Origin of the sequence: Bradyrhizobium sp. SZCCHNR1015, assembly GCF_032489875.1 — a bacterium.
Lineage (GTDB): Bacteria > Pseudomonadota > Alphaproteobacteria > Rhizobiales > Xanthobacteraceae > Bradyrhizobium.
Window position 1 is genome coordinate 57,115 of record NZ_JAUEYW010000023.1, and the last position, 16,589, is coordinate 73,703.

Sequence of the window (16,589 nt, forward strand, 5' to 3'; positions counted from 1 at the left end):
GAGGCGGTGTGTACGGATCGAACGGCGGCTTGTCAAACCGCCGAAGGCCCAAGATGACAATTTTTCTCACGCCATGCGCAAAAACACGGCCACTTTTCCGCGGTGCGGACGATGGGCTATACAGCGGGCCAGGATGGCGGCCCGCGGGGTGCGAATCGCCGCTCAGAGCCCTCTCGTCGAGGCGGCCCAACCGCCCGATGCAATCCCAGGAAGCATTCCATGGCATCGAATCTGGACACATTGGTTACCGTCTTCGGCGGCTCCGGCTTCGTCGGGCGCAACGTGGTCCGGGCGCTGGCCAAGCGCGACTACCGCATCCGCGTCGCGGTGCGGCGGCCGGAGCTCGCCGGCCACCTGCAGCCGCTCGGCCGGGTCGGCCAGATCCACGCCGTCCAGGCCAATCTGCGCTATCCCGACTCGGTGGCATCAGCGCTGCGCGACAGCCATGTCGCGATCAACCTCGTCGGCATCCTGACCGAGAGCGGCGCGCAGACCTTCGAGGCCGTGCAGGCCGAGGGTGCCGCCACCGTCGCCAAGGCGGCCGCCGCTGCCGGCGCCCGCATGGTGCATGTCTCGGCCATCGGCGCCGATGCGGAGTCGGCGTCTGCTTACGCCCGCGCCAAGGCGGCCGGCGAGGCGGCCGTGCTGGCGGCGGTCCCCGAGGCCGTGATCATGCGCCCCTCGGTCGTGTTCGGCCCCGAGGACCAGTTCACCAACCGCTTTGCGGGGCTGGCGCGGATCTCGCCGTTCCTGCCGCTGATCGGCGGCGGCGAGACCAAGATGCAGCCGGTCTATGTCGGCGACGTCGCGTCAGCGGTCGCCGATGCGGTCGACGGCAAGGCGCAGCCGGGCGCCATCTACGAGCTCGGCGGGCCGGAGGTGCTGAGCTTCCGGGAGATCCTGAAGATCATCCTCGAGATCACCGACCGCGACCGCGCGCTGCTGCCGGTGCCGTTCGGACTGGCGAAGATGAAGGCAACCTTCCTGCAGTTCGCGCCGGGGCCGCTGAAGCTGACGCCCGACCAGGTCGAGCTGCTGCGCCACGACAACGTCGTGTCGGAGGCGGCGAAGGCGGCCGGCCTGACTTTTCAGGGCCTGGGCATCACGCCGGATTCACTCGAGGCGGTCGCCCCGCAATATCTCTGGCGCTTCCGTCCCGCCGGGCAGTTCCAGCGCAAGAACGCGTAAGAAGGGCCCCCCTGCTAAACGCCGTCATTGCGAGGAGCGAAGCGACGAAGCAATCCAGAGTCCCGCCCACCACACTGGATTGCTGCGCTTGCGCTCGCAATGACGAGCGGAGAGAGACGGGCCGACTTACTTCCCCAGCGCCAGCGCGATCAGGCCGAGGGTGCCGACGACGACGCGCCACCAGGCGAACAGCACGAAGCCATGGCGGGTGACGTAGCCGAGGAACGCCTTCACCACGATCATCGCGGTGATGAAGGACACGACGAAGCCGATCGCGATCAGGCCGAGGTGATCGGACGTCATCTCGGCGCGGCTCTTGTAGAAGTCGTAGACGAAGGCGCCGACCATGGTCGGGATCGCCAGGAAGAAGGAGAACTCCGCGGCCGAGCGCTTGTCGCCGCCGAGCAGCATCGCCGCCACGATGGTGGCGCCGGAGCGCGACACGCCGGGGATCATGGCGACGCACTGCGCGACGCCGATCCACAGATACATCATGAGCGGATAGCGCGTGGCGTCGTGCTCCCGCGGCTTGAGATCGATCTGATCGACCCACAGCAGCATGGCGCCGCCGACGATCAGCGAGAAGCACACGACCCAGGGATCGAACAGGAGCGCCTTGATGTACTTGCCGGCGATGAGGCCGACGACGACCGCGGGCAGGAACGCGATCAGCACGCCGATGATGAAGCGACGATCGTCAGGGTTCGTCAGCGCGCCGATCGCGACGCGGGTGAGCTTGAAGAAGTACAGCGCGACGATGGCGAGGATGGCGCCGAGCTGGATCAGGATCGCAAAGCTCTTCCAGAACCCCTCGTCGCCGAGCCCGAAAAAGCGCTCCGCCAGCAGCAGATGGCCGGTCGAGGATACGGGAAGAAACTCGGTGACGCCCTCGACGATGCCGAGAAGCACCGCCCGCAGCGTATCTGACATCATGGATCGGATCCTGGATTGCCGGCAAAACGCCGCCCTTCTCGCCTATTCGGCCCCCGCCCGCAATTGCAAAAAGCGGCATGGGCGGTCCTATCGGATGAATGAACCGGCGCGTGAGCGCAGCTTCCGAATCAGAACGCGACGGGTCCGGAGGGCCGATCCAGCTCACCGACGCGTGTTCCCCGAACGTCGTTTCCCGCATGCTGACCCGTCGCCCTACTGCTTACACTTTCGCCGACCATGCGCTAATGGTCCGATTCGCGAGCGCAACCGCGCGCCGGTATCGGGACGAGGCATCGGTGCGAACCGATGGTTGATTGTTCGTTAAGCGCCGCAGCCGCGGAATCGTCGAAAGGCTCCATGTACACGCTCTTCCACCATCCCTTCTGCCCGCATTCACGCTTCGTCCGGCTGGTGCTCGGCGAATACGGGCTCGATCTGCGCCTGGTGGAGGAACGCGCCTGGGAGCGCCGCGAGGCGTTTCTCGTGCTCAATCCCGCGGCCACCACGCCGGTGCTGTCGGTCGAAGGCCTGCCGCCGGTGCCCGGTGTCGGCGTGATCGCCGAATTCATCGATGAGACCTGCGGGCTTGAGATGGGCGATCGCCGGCTGATGCCGGGCACGGCGGCCGAGCGCATCGAGGTGCGCCGGCTGATGGACTGGTTCAACACCAAGTTCTTCGAGGAGGCCTCGAACCTCTTGGTCACCGAGCGCATCTACAAGCGCTTCATGAGCGAGGAGGATGGCGGCGGGCCGCCGTCGACCGACGTGATTCGCGCCGCCAAGACCAATGTGCGCTATCATCTCGCCTATATCGGCTGGCTCGCGCAGCGGCGCAATTTCCTGGCCGGCGACCGCCTGACCTATGCTGATCTGGCCGCCGCCGCGCATCTGTCGGCGATCGACTATCTGGGCGACGTGCCATGGATCGAGGACGACGCCGCGAAGGCGTGGTACGCGCGGGTCAAGTCGCGGCCGTCGTTCCGGCCGCTGCTGAGCGACTGGCTGGCCGGCGTGCCGGCGTCGCGCACCTATGTGGATCTGGACTTCTGAGCGCCGATAGGCCCACGCCGGAGACGTTGAAGGCGGCGCTGGCCGCCGAGGCGCAGCGGCTGGGCTTCGATGTCATCGGTCTCACCGCCCCGGTCGTGAGCGCCGAGCGGGCCGCCGCGTTCGAACGCTTCCTCGCCGCCGGCCAGCACGGCGACATGGACTGGCTGGCGCGCGAGCCGTCCCGCCGCACCGATCCCACAACGCTGTGGAGCGAGGTCCGCAGCATCATCATGCTGGGCGTCAATTACGGCCCCGACGAGGACCCGCGCGCGGTGCTGTCCCAGCGCAGCAATGCTGCGATCTCGGTCTATGCCCGCGGCGACGACTATCACGACATCATCAAGAAGAACCTCAAGACGCTCGCGCGCTGGCTGGTCGCGCAGGCCGGCTGTGACGTGAAGGTGTTCGTCGACACCGCGGCCGTCATGGAGAAGCCGCTGGCCGAAGCGGCCGGGCTCGGCTGGCAGGGCAAGCACACCAACCTGGTGTCATCAGGCTTCGGCTCCTGGCTGTTCCTCGGCGCCATCTACACCACGCTGGACCTGCCGCCGGATGCGCCGGAGCTCGATCATTGCGGCTCCTGCCGGGCCTGCCTCGACAGTTGCCCGACCGCGGCCTTCCCGGCCCCCTACAGCCTCGATGCACGGCGCTGCATCTCCTATCTGACGATCGAGAACAAGGGGCCGATCCCGCGCGAGTTCCGCAAGGCCATGGGCAATCGCATCTACGGCTGCGATGACTGCCTCGCCGCCTGTCCGTGGAACAAGTTCGCGCAGGCTGGACGCGAGGCGAAGCTGGCGGCGCGCGACGCGTTGCGCGCGCCTTCACTGGCGGAGCTGGCCGCGCTCGACGATGCCGCGTTCCGCGCGCTGTTCGCGAAATCGCCGATCAAGCGCATCGGCCGCGACCGCTTCCTGCGCAACGTGCTGATCGCGATCGGCAACTCCGGCGATGTGGCGCTGACGCCGTCCGCCGAGCGGCTGGCCTCCGATCCGAGTCCGCTGGTGCGCGGTGCCGCCGCCTGGGCCTTGGCGCAACTGCTCGACCCGGGGGCTTTTGCCCAACGTGCGACGATTGCGCTGGCGACCGAGGCCGCCGAGAGCGTCCGCGCGGAATGGCAAGTCCGATGCTGAAGCAGGCCGCCTCAGCCCATCTCGCCAACGGCGGCCAGCATGCGCGCGATGTCCTGCGGACGCGACAGCCGGTGGTCGCCGTCCTGGATCATGGTCAGCACCACGTCTTCGGCGGGCAGGCGGTGGGTCAGCGCGAACGCATGCTGCCAGGGGACGTCCGGGTCCTGCGCGCCCTGCAGGATGCGCACCGGGCAGCCGATCTTGATGGCACCGCCGAGCAGGAGATGATGACGCCCGTCCTCGATCAGCGCCCTGGTGATGGGATAGGGCTCGCCGTACTCCGACGGGCGCATCCAGACGCCGTTGGTCTCGATCTCGGTCCGGACCGCCGGCGAGAAGCCCTTCCACATCAGCTCCTCGGTGAAATCGGGCGCCGGAGCGATCAGGACCAGGCCCGCCAGCGTCGCTTCGGCCGGCTCATCGAGCAGCGCGCGCGCCAGCAGCAGCGCCATCCAGCCGCCCATCGAGGAGCCGACCACGACCTGCGGTCCGCGGCAGAATTGCCGGAACACGGCAACGCTCTCCTCGAGCCAGCGGCTGATCGTGCCGTCGACGAAGCGTCCGCCGGATTCGCCGTGCCCGGAATAGTCGAAGCGGACGCAGGCGCGCCCGCGCCCGGCGGCCCAGGCGTCGAGGGCCAGTGCCTTGGTGCCTTTCATGTCGGAATTGAAGCCACCGAGCCAGAACAGCCCGGGCGGATGGCCTGGCCGCGCCCGCACCGCGATCCGGCGCGACGATTCGCCCGCGCCGACGGTGATGAAGACAGGCGGATCGGCATTCTCTGCAGCAGGGTTCATGGATCGTTACTCGCTGTCGGGTGTTGTGTGGGCGAACCGGCCGTTTCCGTCAATCGGCCAAGCTTGACGCTGCCGCTTGCGAAAGCGCGCGGCGCACTCTATGTCCCCCGGCGGAACCACGAGGGCCCGAAAAAGCGCGAGTTTGATCGCAATTCTCGGCCGTGTGGCTTCCTTGGGGGAATGCATCGACGCACGAGTCTCGCGCATGCGTCGCAGGAGCCGCGACGGCCGGGCGGAATTTCGACGCACCGGACAGTTGCGACCTTGCCCGCGAAAGCATCTTCCTTCAAACTAGCCGCCTTCTTCCACAACCTTGGAGAACTACCCATTCGCCGCCCCAATCGAGCCCCGCCCGCTGCCGTCAAAGACGGGCCGCGCACCAATGATGAGATTCGCAATGCGCAGATCCAGCTGATCGATGCCGAAGGCACCAACCGTGGTGTCGTCGAGACCGTTGTCGCGATCAAGATGGCCGCTGACGCCGGCATGGATCTGGTCGAGATTTCGCCGAACAACACGCCTCCCGTCTGTAAGATCATGGACTACGGGAAGTACAAATATTCGGCGCAGAAGAAGGCCGCCGAGGCCCGCAAGAAGCAGAAGGTCGTTGAGATCAAGGAGATCAAGCTCCGCCCGATGATCGACGACCACGACTACGACGTGAAGATGCGCGCGATGCAGCGGTTCTTCGAAGAGGGCGACAAGGTCAAGATCACGCTGCGCTATCGCGGCCGCGAAATGGCGCACCAGGAGATCGGCACCAAGCTGCTCGACAAGGTGAAATCCGACGTCGCAGCGTTCGCCAAGGTCGAGCAGGACGCCAGGTTCGAGGGCCGTCAGGTGGTCATGGTTCTGGCGCCGCGCTAGGTCCAGCACACCGACACCCGAAGCCGGGCCCGCCACGCGTTTGGCGGGCTTTTCTCTTGAGAGCGCCCGCCAGGACCGCTCTTGCGGGCCTGGGTCTTTCGGGCCTGGGTCAGGACCGCGTCGCCTGCCACCGCCCGCGGCAGGTCCCGGACGAGCCTTTGCCGCTCCAGCGACCGAAACCTGACGTGGCGCCGAGCCGGCCGGTGCCACTGGCCGAGGCGCCACCCTGGGATACCCGCACGGTGACGGCGCCGCCGCGGCCTACCGAGCCGGTGATGTTGGCGGTGCTGTTCGAGAGGACCCGGCCGCCGCTGATCCGGATCGGGAAGCTGTAGCCCTGGTCGCAACTGCCGGTCTCGGTGATGATCAGCACGGTCCAGGCGCCATCGAAGCCGGCAGCGTGCGCAGGCCTCGCCGGCAGGCCTGCGAGGCCCGTCAGCAGCGCGGTCGTGAAGGCGGCGGAGATGGCGCGGCGAATGAGGGGGGTCATGGTCGATCCTCGACTGTCATGGTCGGCTGATCATGGGTCGGAATAGCCGATTCCGTGGTTCGACGTTGCCAACTGGCTTTGTCTCTGGCATAAGCGCGGCCTTCGTCGCCCGGCTGATCAAGGGCTGCCGTGGCGATGTTTCTGTGCGGGTGGATCCTCGTTTGGACCCGAAACCTGAGCACAACCAACGCTCTAACGAGCATTTTCGCCGGATGGCGCCGCTTTTGCGGGCGGCTTGCCGTTGGCATCAAGGAGAGCCAAATGCCCAAGCTGAAGACCAAATCCGGCGCCAAAAAGCGCTTCAAGGTGACTGCCACCGGCAAAGTGATGCACGCCCAGCGCGGCAAGCGCCACGGCATGATCAAGCGGACGAAGAAGCAGATCCGGCAGCTGCGCGGCACCCGCGTGCTGTTCAAGACCGACGGCGACAACGTCAAGAAGTACTTCTTGCCGAACGCCTGACCGGCCTCTCGCTTCCGAACCCCTGGCCGCCTCAAAGCCGCGGCTGATCGTCATCTCTGAATCCAAGGATTTCCGGCATGTCTCGCGTCAAACGCGGTGTGACCGCCCACGCCAAGCACAAGAAAGTCTTCAAGGCCGCCAAGGGCTATTACGGCCGCCGCAAGAACACGATCCGCACCGCCAAGCAGGCCGTCGAGAAGGCCGGCCAGTATGCGTTCCGTGATCGCAAGCGCAAGAAGCGCACCTTCCGCGCGCTCTGGATCCAGCGCCTGAATGCCGCCGTGCGCCCGTTCGAGCTGACCTACAGCCGATTTATCGACGGCCTCTCGAAGTCCGGCATCACCGTCGACCGCAAGGTGCTGTCCGATCTCGCGATCAACGAGCCCGCCGCGTTCCAGGCGATCGTTGAGAAGGCCAAGGCGGCGCTCGCCGCCTGATCGCCCAGCGCATCGTGAGGGTTTCAAAAGCGGCCGATGCTCTCGGCCGCTTTTTGCTATCCGGCGACATGCCGGTTTGCTTGCCTGCTTTCGCTTGACCCCTGTCGCCGGCGCGGCGACAACCCAGCCGCCTTTTGTCCCGCGGAGATTTTGCCCGTGTCCGACCTCGCCTCGCTCGAAACCTCGATCCTCGACCAGATCGCCGCTGCGGGCGACGAAGCCGCGCTGGAAGCGGTGCGCGTCGCCGCCCTCGGCAAGAAGGGCTCGATCTCGGCGCTGCTGGCCACGCTCGGCAAGATGTCGCCGGACGAGCGCAAGACGCAAGGCGCGGCGATCAACCTCGCCAAGGACAAGGTCACGCAGGCGCTGACCGCGCGCCGCGACGTGCTCAAGGCCGCCGCGCTCGACGCCCGCCTCGCCGCCGAGACCATCGACGTCACCCTGCCCTTGCAGGACACGCCGGCCGACACCGGTCGCATCCATCCGCTCAGCCAGGTGATGGACGAGCTGACCACGATCTTCGCCGACATGGGCTTCTCGATCGCCGAAGGTCCCGACGTCGAGACCGACGACTACAACTTCACCAAGCTGAATTTCCCGGAAGGCCATCCGGCGCGGGAGATGCACGACACCTTCTTCTTCAACCCTAAGCCTGACGGCTCGCGCATGCTGCTGCGGACCCACACCTCGCCGGTGCAGGTGCGCACGATGCTGAGCCAGAAACCGCCGATCCGCGTGATCTGTCCGGGCCGCACCTACCGCATCGATTCGGACGCGACGCACACGCCGCAATTCCACCAGGTCGAGGGCCTCGTCATCGACAAGGGCTCGCATCTCGGCCACCTCAAATGGATCCTGCACGAATTCTGCAAGGCGTTCTTCGAGGTCGACCACATCAACATGAAGTTCCGGCCGTCGTTCTTCCCGTTCACCGAGCCGTCGCTCGAGGTCGACATCCAGTGCCGCCGCGACAAGGGCGAGATCCGCTTCGGCGAGGGCGAGGACTGGCTGGAGATTCTCGGCTGCGGCATGGTGCATCCGAACGTGCTGCACGCCTGCGGCATCGATCCCGACGAGTACCAGGGTTTCGCCTGGGGCATGGGCATCGACCGCATCGCGATGCTGAAATACGGCATGAGCGATTTGCGCCAGCTGTTCGAAGGCGACGTCCGCTGGCTGTCGCATTACGGCTTCAAGCCGCTGGAGGTGCCGACGCTGGCCGGGGGATTGAGCACGTGACGATTGTCGGCCCCAATGTTTCCCAGCAAACGCTAGGACTCCCTCTCCCGCTTGCGGGGGAGGGCTGGGATCTGCGCGCTCTTACTTCGACAACCATCGGTCTCTCCGTTCCCTCCCCCCTTGTGGGGGAGGGTCAGGGAGGGGGGTAGCCCAGGATGCCGCACGCCGTTGTCAGCAACCGCCAGCGCAACCGAGCGAAGCAACTTCGCCAGGCGATGACGCGCGCCGAGACGCTGCTGTGGTGCTACATCAAGGCCGACCGAATTGACGGCGCCAGCTTTCGCCGCCAGGTGCCATTTCGCAACTACATCGCAGACTTCGCCTGCTTCTCGGCCAAGCTCGTGATCGAGCTCGATGGCGAGTCGCACGATTTCACCGAACGGCAGGCAAGAGACGCCGAGCGTGACGCCTTCTTCGCAGCCGAAGGCTTCGAGGTCCTCCGCTTCACTAATGAGCAGGTGACCTCGAATCTGGAAGGTGTTGTTGCGGCAATCCGCCAAGCCATTGCCGACCGCGCCCGCGGCTTACCCCCCTCCCCACCCCTCCCCCACAAGGGGGGAGGGAGCGGAGAGAGCGTCGCAAGCGACCAAGACAGCGAACACGACCACACTCACGATACAAACACCAGCAAGATCCGAGGCATGCAGCCATGAAATTCACGCTGTCCTGGCTGAAGGACCATCTCGACACCGATGAGTCGGTCGAGACAATCGCCGACAAGCTCACGATGATCGGCCTCGAGGTCGAGCATCTCGAGGACAAGGCGAAGCTGCTCGCGCCGTATAGGATTGCGCGCGTCGTCTCCGCCGAGCAGCACCCGAACGCCGACCGGCTGCGCGTCTGCATGGTCGACACCGGTGACGGTGGCGCGCCGGTGCAGGTGGTCTGCGGCGCGCCGAATGCGCGCGCGGGGCTGGTGTCGGTGTTCTCGCCGCCCGGCACCTACATCCCCGGCAAGAACATCACGCTCTCGGTCGGCACGATCAGAGGTGTCGAGAGCCGCGGCATGCTGTGCTCGGCGGCCGAGCTTGAGATCTCCGACGATCACGACGGCATCATGGAGCTGCCGGCGGATGCGCCGATCGGCACCCCCTATGCCGAATGGGCCGGGCTCGGCGATCCCCAGTTCGAGATCAATCTGACGCCGAACCGCCAGGACTGCACCGGCGTGCACGGCATCGCACGCGACCTCGCTGCCGCCGACATGGGTAAGCTGAAAGACCCCGGCATCAAGCCGATGAAGGGCGGATTCCCCTGTCCCGTGAAAGTCGTGCTCGAAGACGAGAAGCTGTGTCCCGGCTTCGCGCTGCGGCTGGTGCGCAGCGTCAAGAACGGCCCGTCGCCGACATGGCTGCAGCAGCGCCTGACCTCGATCGGCCTGCGCCCGATCAACGCGCTCGTCGACATCACCAACTACATGACATTCGACCGCGCGCGTCCGCTGCACGTGTTCGATGCCAAGAAGGTCAAGGGCAACCTGGTCGTCCGCCGCGCGCGCGACGGTGAGACGCTGCTGGCGCTGGACGGCCGCACCTACACGCTCGACGATTCGATGTGCGTCATCGCCGATGACGCCGCTGTCGAATCGCTCGCCGGCATCATGGGCGGCGAGGCGTCGGGCTGCGATGAAGACACCACCGACGTGCTGATCGAATCGGCGCTGTGGAACGAGATCAACATCGCCCAGACCGGCCGCAAGCTCGGCATCAACTCCGATGCGCGCTACCGCTTCGAGCGTGGCGTCGATCCGGCCTTCATGGTGCCGGGCCTGGAGATGGCGACCAGGCTGGTGCTCGACCTGTGCGGCGGCACGCCATCGGAAATCCTCGTCGTCGGCAATCCCTTCGGCGATGACCGCATCGTCGACTTCCCGCTCACCGAGGTGAAGCGGCTGGCGGGCATCGAGGTGCCACTGACCGAGATGCGGCGGATCCTGACGCATCTCGGCTTCGTGGTCGCAGGCAATGGCCCGGTCGTGAAGGTCGCGGTGCCCTCCTGGCGCAGCGACGTCCACGGCAAGGCTGACATCGTCGAGGAAATCGTGCGCATCGTCGGCGTCGACAAGGTGCCGATGACGCCGTTCGAGCGCGGCGATGCGCCGCGCAAGCCGGTTCTGACGCCGCTGCAATTGCGCACGCGGCGCGCCAAGCGCGCGTTGGCGGCACGCGGCATGGTCGAAGCCGTGACGTGGTCATTCATCTCGAAGCCGGCCGCCGAATTGTTCGGCGGCGGCAAGGCCGAACTCGCACTCGCCAATCCGATCGCAGCCGATCTATCGGACATGCGCCCGAGCCTGTTGCCGGGCCTGATCGCGACTGTGCAGGCCAACGCCGATCGCGGCTTCGGCGATGCGGCGATCTTCGAGGTCGGGCAGGTCTTCAAGGGCGACGGCCCCACGGATCAGTTCGTGGCCGCGAGCGGCATCCGCCGTGGCATCGCCTCGGCGAAGGGACTCGGCCGGCATTGGACGGGATCGCAGCCGGCCAGTGCCTACGACGCCAAGGCCGATGCGCTGGCCGTGCTGGCGGCGGCCGGCGCGCCGATGGCGTCGCTGCAGATCGTTGCCGGCGGTCCGGCCTGGATGCATCCGGGTCGCTCCGGCACCATCCAGATGGGACCGCAGAACGTGCTCGGACATTTCGGCGAGCTGCATCCGCGCACGCTGGAGGCCCTGAAGGTCGACGGCCCGCTCGTCGCTTTCGAGGTCATCCTCGATCGCATTCCGGCCGCCAAGGCGAAGCCGACCCGCGCCAAGCCGGTGCTCGAGCTCTCGGCATTCCAGCCGGTGTCGCGCGACTTCGCCTTCATCGTCGATCGCAAGGTCAAGGCCGGCGACATCGTGCGCGCCGCGCAGGGCGTCGACAAGAAGCTGATCACCGATGTTACCGTGTTCGACGTCTACGAGGGCAAGGGCATCGAGGACGGCAAGAAGTCGGTCGCGATCGCCGTGACCCTGCAGCCACGCGACAAGACCATGACCGACGAGGAGATCGACGCCGTCGCGGCGAAGATCACCGCTGACGTCGCCAAGAAGACCGGCGGCACGTTGCGCGGATGAGCCTGTCCGGGCTCATCCCTGCCGACCTCAGCCTGTTCGCGACGGTCGCACTGGCGATCACGGCTTTTATTGCTGCGACCGCGCGCGGGTTCTCCGGCTTCGGCTCGGCGCTGATCTTCATGCCGCTCGCGAGCAGCTTTGCGACGCCCCGTCTGGTCGCGCCGCTGCTGCTGGTGATCGATTTCGTCTCGATGGCCCCGATGGTGGCGCCAGCCTGGCGCGAGGCCGACCGCAGGGCCACCGCGGTGATCGTTGCGGGCGCGTTGGTCGGCGTGCCCGTGGGCACCTATTTCCTCAGCCGGCTGGACCCGGTCACCGTCCGCTGGATCATCACCGGTTTCGTGCTCGCGCTGCTTGCGCTGCTGCTGTCCGGCTGGCGCTATCGCGGCAGGGAGTACACCGCACTGTCGGTCGCTGTCGGCTGTATCTCCGGATTTTGCAGCGGACTGGCGCAGACCGGGGGCCCGCCGATCGTCGGCTACTGGCTGGGACGCCCGATCCCGCCGAAGATCGCGCGAGCGAACATCGTGCTGTTCTTCGGCGCATCGGACTTCTTCGCGATGGTGAGCTACGCAATGAGCGGGCTGATCTCCTGGGATTCGCTGAAGCTCTCGCTGCTGATCGGGCCGGTCTACGCGCTTGGCGTTGCGTTCGGCGCTTCGCTGTTCGGCCGCGCCAGCGAGCAGGTGTTCCGCGCCATCTGCTATGTGCTGATCGCAATTGCCGTCATCGCCGGCCTGCCGGCCCTCGACGGCGTGCTCGGGCGAGGCTAGCCTCCCCGCAACGAGACCGACCGGGAGGACACCATGATCAATCGCCGCACGATGTTGTCGCTCGCGCTGGGCACAGCCGGAGCTGTCGCAGCGCGCTCGGTGTTCGCGCAAGGCGCCAAGACCGGCACGCGGATCGTCTTCCTCGGCACCAAGGGCGGCCCACGCGTCGGCGTGGGCGCTTCGAATCCGGCCAATCTCGTCGTCGTCAACGGCACGCCGTTCGTGATCGATTGCGGCATGGGCGTCAGCCGTCAGCTCGTCAATGCGGGCGTTCCGATCCCGTCGGTCAAGTACATCCTGATCAGCCATCACCATTCCGATCACAATCTCGAATACGGCAACCTGTTCTACAACGCCTGGGCCGCAGGATTGTCGACGCCAATCCAGTCGTTCGGACCGAAGGGCCTGGAGGCGATGACCAGGAGTTTCTGGGAAACCAACAAGTTCGACGTCGACACACGCATCGCAGATGAAGGCAGGCCCGATCCTCGGCCGCTCCTGGTCGCGAAGGACATCGACGCGGACGGCGTCGTGCTGAAGACGGCGGATGTGACGGTGACCGCGTTCCGCACGCCGCATCCGCCGATCACCGACAATTTCGCCTACAAGTTCGAGACCCCGGACGGCATGATCGTGTTCTCGAGCGACACCGCCTACAATCCGAAGCTCGCCGAGTTCGCCAGGGGCGCCGACGTGCTGGTGCACGAATGCCTGTATGTGCCGGCGGTCGATCGCTTGGTCGCGAAAACGAAGAACGGCTCGACGCTGAAGAAGCACCTGCTCGACAGCCACACGACGACCGAGGACGTCGGGCGTATCGCTGCGGCGGCAGGCGTGAAGGTGCTGGCGCTCAGCCACTTCGTGCCCGGTGATGATCCGGAGGTCACCGACGACGACTGGACGCGCGACGTGAAGAAGAACTACACGGGCCGGATCATCGTGGCGAAGGATTTGATGGAGCTGAAGCTGCCGGTGTAGCCCGCGTAGGGTGGGCAAAGCGGCCGCCGCAAGGCGGCAGCGTGCCCACCATCCACCCGCGAACTCATCAGCAAAATGGCGGGCACGGCGCCACGACGATTTTCGAATGTGGTGATAGCACGGCTGCGCCTTTGCCCACCCTACGGTCCTACTTCAATCCTCCGGCGAGGCCGAGCGTACCTTGCCGCGGCGGCGCGGCCGTTGCCGCTCACTGCTCGGCTCCGGCTCGGGATCCTTCAGCGCGCCGATCCGCCGCAGCGCGGCTTCGGCGGCACGTTCGCCGGAGTCCCAGGCGCCGTCGACCGTGCCCCACAGCGTTTCGTGCGTCGCCTCGCCCGCCAGGAACAGCGGACCGAGGGGTTCGCCGAGGATCTTGCGCGCCCCCTGGCTGCCGGGCGTGGCCGCCGACATCGCGCCGAGCACGCCCGGCGCCTGGTTCCAGCGCGTGGCTGCGGACGACTTCACCGCTGCGGCGGCCTCACTTCCAAACAGCTTGCCGATCCACTCCCTGGCGAAGTCGACCATCGCCGCCTCGCCCTGCGCTGAGAGTTCGCGGCCGAAGGCGCCGGCAACATCGACGGCGCAGAGCGACGATCCGCCGATATTGGCCAGCAACAGACCCGTGCGGTTGGAATTGCTCTGCTCGATGATGACCTCGTCCCGCGACAGGCCGAGCGGATTGCCCGCCAGCATCAGCGCAATGTGATCGTAGCTGCCGAGGCTGAGCTTGGCGGCGGCGTCGAGCTGCCGCTTGGGCAGCTCGGGCGCAAACTTGATGGCGCCTGATGTCAGCACGTTGGTCGACACCGTGAGGATGACGGCGCGCGTCGCGATTCGCCCCGCCGGCGTTTCCACCGCGACGTCGCGGTTGGCCCACACGACGCGCGTTGCCGGCGTCGACAGCGACAACGGCAACGCTTCGCCGAGCCTGGCGATGAAGGTGCCCAGCCCCTGGCGGCAGGCCAGCGGCGCGCTGCGATCCTGCGCACGCGCCTTGTCCATCGCGGAGAGATCGGCGAGATCCTTCCCGGTCGCGCTGGCGCCGAGCACGAACGCGGTGGTGCTGGTCCAGTCGCCCAGATCTTTCGGCAGCGCCGCGGCGCAGGAGGTGTCGAGCTTGCCGCGCGCCGCCTCGTCGATGGCGCGATTGGCGCGCACCAGCCCCGCCAGGAACTGCTCGGTCTCACCGGGCCGCGCATTGCGCCGACCGACCCGGATCTTCTGCCCGACGGGGGCCGCGACGAGATCGAGCCCGAGACCCCGCGCGAGCCTGCTGATGGGATTGCCGTCGGCATTGAGCAGCCAGCGGGCGCCGCGATCGAACGGCACGCCGAAGGTGGCAGTATCCGTGCTGCAACGGCCGCCGGGCTGCGGCGCGGCCTCCAGCACCACGACCTTGCGGTTGGCCGCGACGATCCGACGGGCCGCGGCGATTCCCGCCGCTCCCGCCCCGATCACGACAATGTCAGCCTCGCGTGGAACAGCCGACTGCGCGGCGCGGCCGGCAATAGGCAGCGCGGCCAGCGCCGCGGAAGCGGAGAGGAAGCCGCGGCGCGTGACATTCATGACATGGTTTCCGAAAGCTTTTGAATCAAACGAATACCCGCCGAATTTGCCGCATCTGCCGCGCTGCGGCAACCGGGATGGTAAACGTGATGCCGTGCAGAACGCATCGACTATGAACCAAATTGCAACCGCAATCGACCATCATGGAAGAAGGGAAAAAGCCGGCGACCGGCCAAGGTCGCCCGGGGAGCGTTATGGGTATCGTGCTCGATCACATCGGCAAGCTGATTGCCGCCTATCTCCAGAAGGAGATCCCGGGCTATGAGCCGTTCACGCCGAGCGATCCGGACTATCTGCGCAAGGATGTCCAGCCCGGCGACGTGCTGCTCGTCGAGGGCAACAGCCGTATTTCCGGCATCATCAAATACCTCACGCAGTCGACCTGGTCGCATGCCGCGCTCTATGTCGGACCGATCGACGGCGCCGTCGAGCCCGATGGGGAGCCGCACGTGCTGGTCGAGGCCTATGTCGGCGATGGCGTGATCTCGGCGCCGCTGTCGAAATATTTCGCCTACCACACCCGTGTGTGCCGTCCGGTCGGACTAACGTATGAGGACCGGCACACGGTGTGCCGCTACGCCATCAATCGCATCGGCTTCGGCTACGACACCAAGAACATCATCGACCTGATGCGCTATCTGATCCCGATGCCGATTCCGCAACGCTGGCGGCGGCGCATGATCGCGCTGGGCTCGGGCGATCCGACCAAGATGATCTGCTCGGCGCTGATCGCGCAGGCGTTCGACGCGGTGCGCTATCCGATCCTGCCGAAGATCACGCGGGCGCCATCGCGGCGCGCCAAGCGCGAGATCCTGCACATCCGCGATTCGTCGCTCTACATGCCGCGCGACTTCGACATCTCGCCCTATTTCGAGATCGTCAAGCCGACCATCGTCAATGGATTCGACTACACGACGCTGCATTGGGCCGACAAGCAGAAGCCGCTCGCGGAGGTAGCGGGCGAGTTCGCCGTGTTTCCAGGAGCCATCACAGCGCCGCCGCTCGTTCCTGAGACGGCTGACGAAGAAGCGACGCAGCAGGCTGCGGCTGAGGAAGTAGTTGCGAAGCTCGGCGAGCGGCTCGTGGTCAGCGAGCATTTTCTCGTCGCCGAGCCGGTACGAAACGTCGCGCCACGTCCGACCGCACGACGCCGCAAAAAAGTGGCAGTCTGACCCGGGCTGGCCTCAGCGATCCGACCGGCTGATCACATCCATCAACTCCGCGATCTTCTGCCGTTGATCGGCCTTGTCGCCCGATGCGATGGCGTGCTCGACGCAATGGGCGACGTGGTCGCGTAGAATCTCCTCCTCGACTCGTCGCAGCGCCGCCCTGACAGCGGAGATCTGGGTCACGATGTCGATGCAGTAGCGGTTGTCCTCGACCATTTTCGACAGGCCCCTGACCTGCCCTTCGATCCGGCTCAAACGTTTCTGACAGGATGTCTTGATGTCCTCGCGCATGCGGCCTATATACCCCTACAGGGTATAGGTTTCAAGAGGCGAGGCTGGGCAATGTCGGGAACCGAACACGGACATGGCGCCGCAGCGGTCAAGGCCAGCGGATGCGGCTGTGGACCACAGGCGAGCGCGGTGGAAACCGGACAAGAGACCGCGGCTGC

The 16,589-nt window shown here is 66.4% G+C and carries 17 protein-coding genes; 12 read left to right on the forward strand and 5 right to left on the reverse strand.

Features of this window, described 5'->3' with window-relative positions; genetic code table 11:
• Window positions 1–219: 219 nt before the first annotated feature.
• A complete protein-coding gene (locus tag QX128_RS30600) occupies window positions 220–1,188 on the forward strand; it encodes a complex I NDUFA9 subunit family protein (protein WP_316239378.1) in 969 nt (322 codons plus the stop codon).
• 126 nt (window positions 1,189–1,314) lie between these two features.
• On the opposite strand, the gene QX128_RS30605 is transcribed toward QX128_RS30600, so the two are convergent.
• Window positions 1,315–2,121: an undecaprenyl-diphosphate phosphatase gene (locus QX128_RS30605; protein WP_316239379.1), complete on the reverse strand. Its 807-nt coding sequence runs from the start codon at window positions 2,119–2,121 to the stop codon at window positions 1,315–1,317.
• Between the two features lie 357 nt (window positions 2,122–2,478).
• Here QX128_RS30605 and QX128_RS30610 point away from each other — a divergent pair, with 357 nt between their 5' ends.
• On the forward strand, window positions 2,479–3,171 hold the full coding sequence (locus QX128_RS30610) for a glutathione S-transferase family protein (protein ID WP_316182999.1): 693 nt from the start codon (window positions 2,479–2,481) through the stop codon (window positions 3,169–3,171).
• A complete protein-coding gene (gene queG, locus QX128_RS30615) occupies window positions 3,120–4,304 on the forward strand; it encodes a tRNA epoxyqueuosine(34) reductase QueG (RefSeq protein WP_316239405.1) in 1,185 nt (394 codons plus the stop codon). Before QX128_RS30610 ends, queG begins: the two co-directional genes overlap by 52 nt.
• Window positions 4,305–4,315: 11 nt before the next feature.
• Here the strand turns inward: queG and QX128_RS30620 are convergent, their stop codons facing one another.
• On the reverse strand, window positions 4,316–5,101 hold the full coding sequence (locus tag QX128_RS30620) for an alpha/beta hydrolase (protein WP_316239380.1): 786 nt from the start codon (window positions 5,099–5,101) through the stop codon (window positions 4,316–4,318).
• A 327-nt stretch (window positions 5,102–5,428) separates the two neighbouring features.
• Between QX128_RS30620 and infC the strand changes: the two genes are divergently transcribed.
• Entirely contained in the window at window positions 5,429–5,968 is a 540-nt protein-coding gene (gene infC / locus QX128_RS30625; protein WP_315805664.1) for a translation initiation factor IF-3, read from the forward strand.
• Window positions 5,969–6,077: 109 nt separating this feature from the next.
• On the opposite strand, the gene QX128_RS30630 is transcribed toward infC, so the two are convergent.
• Complete coding sequence (locus tag QX128_RS30630) at window positions 6,078–6,458, reverse strand: hypothetical protein (RefSeq protein ID WP_316239381.1); 381 nt, start codon at window positions 6,456–6,458, stop codon at window positions 6,078–6,080.
• Window positions 6,459–6,719: 261 nt separating this feature from the next.
• Between QX128_RS30630 and rpmI the strand changes: the two genes are divergently transcribed.
• The 7 genes from rpmI (at window position 6,720) to QX128_RS30665 (ending at window position 13,405) form a co-directional block, all read left to right on the forward strand.
• Window positions 6,720–6,920, forward strand: coding sequence for a 50S ribosomal protein L35 (gene rpmI / locus QX128_RS30635; RefSeq protein WP_008539890.1), 201 nt, complete (start codon window positions 6,720–6,722; stop codon window positions 6,918–6,920).
• A 77-nt stretch (window positions 6,921–6,997) separates the two neighbouring features.
• Entirely contained in the window at window positions 6,998–7,357 is a 360-nt protein-coding gene (gene rplT, locus QX128_RS30640) for a 50S ribosomal protein L20 (protein ID WP_012040570.1), read from the forward strand.
• A gap of 156 nt (window positions 7,358–7,513) precedes the next feature.
• Window positions 7,514–8,596, forward strand: coding sequence for a phenylalanine--tRNA ligase subunit alpha (gene pheS / locus QX128_RS30645; protein WP_316239382.1), 1,083 nt, complete (start codon window positions 7,514–7,516; stop codon window positions 8,594–8,596).
• Window positions 8,597–8,751: 155 nt separating this feature from the next.
• Window positions 8,752–9,249: an endonuclease domain-containing protein gene (locus QX128_RS30650; RefSeq protein ID WP_316239383.1), complete on the forward strand. Its 498-nt coding sequence runs from the start codon at window positions 8,752–8,754 to the stop codon at window positions 9,247–9,249.
• Complete coding sequence (gene pheT, locus QX128_RS30655) at window positions 9,246–11,654, forward strand: phenylalanine--tRNA ligase subunit beta (protein WP_316239384.1); 2,409 nt, start codon at window positions 9,246–9,248, stop codon at window positions 11,652–11,654. Before QX128_RS30650 ends, pheT begins: the two co-directional genes overlap by 4 nt.
• A complete protein-coding gene (locus tag QX128_RS30660; protein ID WP_315805630.1) occupies window positions 11,651–12,427 on the forward strand; it encodes a sulfite exporter TauE/SafE family protein in 777 nt (258 codons plus the stop codon). Before pheT ends, QX128_RS30660 begins: the two co-directional genes overlap by 4 nt.
• 33 nt (window positions 12,428–12,460) lie before the next feature.
• Window positions 12,461–13,405 (forward strand): MBL fold metallo-hydrolase, encoded by a 945-nt coding sequence (locus QX128_RS30665; protein WP_316239385.1) that lies wholly within the window; start codon window positions 12,461–12,463, stop codon window positions 13,403–13,405.
• 153 nt (window positions 13,406–13,558) lie between these two features.
• On the opposite strand, the gene QX128_RS30670 is transcribed toward QX128_RS30665, so the two are convergent.
• Window positions 13,559–14,971, reverse strand: coding sequence for a flavin monoamine oxidase family protein (locus QX128_RS30670; protein ID WP_316239386.1), 1,413 nt, complete (start codon window positions 14,969–14,971; stop codon window positions 13,559–13,561).
• 194 nt (window positions 14,972–15,165) lie between these two features.
• On the opposite strand from QX128_RS30670, the gene QX128_RS30675 reads away from it, so the two are divergent.
• On the forward strand, window positions 15,166–16,143 hold the full coding sequence (locus QX128_RS30675; protein ID WP_316183007.1) for a YiiX/YebB-like N1pC/P60 family cysteine hydrolase: 978 nt from the start codon (window positions 15,166–15,168) through the stop codon (window positions 16,141–16,143).
• 12 nt (window positions 16,144–16,155) lie between these two features.
• Here the strand turns inward: QX128_RS30675 and QX128_RS30680 are convergent, their stop codons facing one another.
• The gene (locus QX128_RS30680) at window positions 16,156–16,431 is read right to left on the reverse strand and encodes a metal-sensitive transcriptional regulator (protein ID WP_315805626.1); all 276 of its coding nucleotides are present in this window, start codon (window positions 16,429–16,431) and stop codon (window positions 16,156–16,158) included.
• Window positions 16,432–16,589 lie beyond the last annotated feature (158 nt).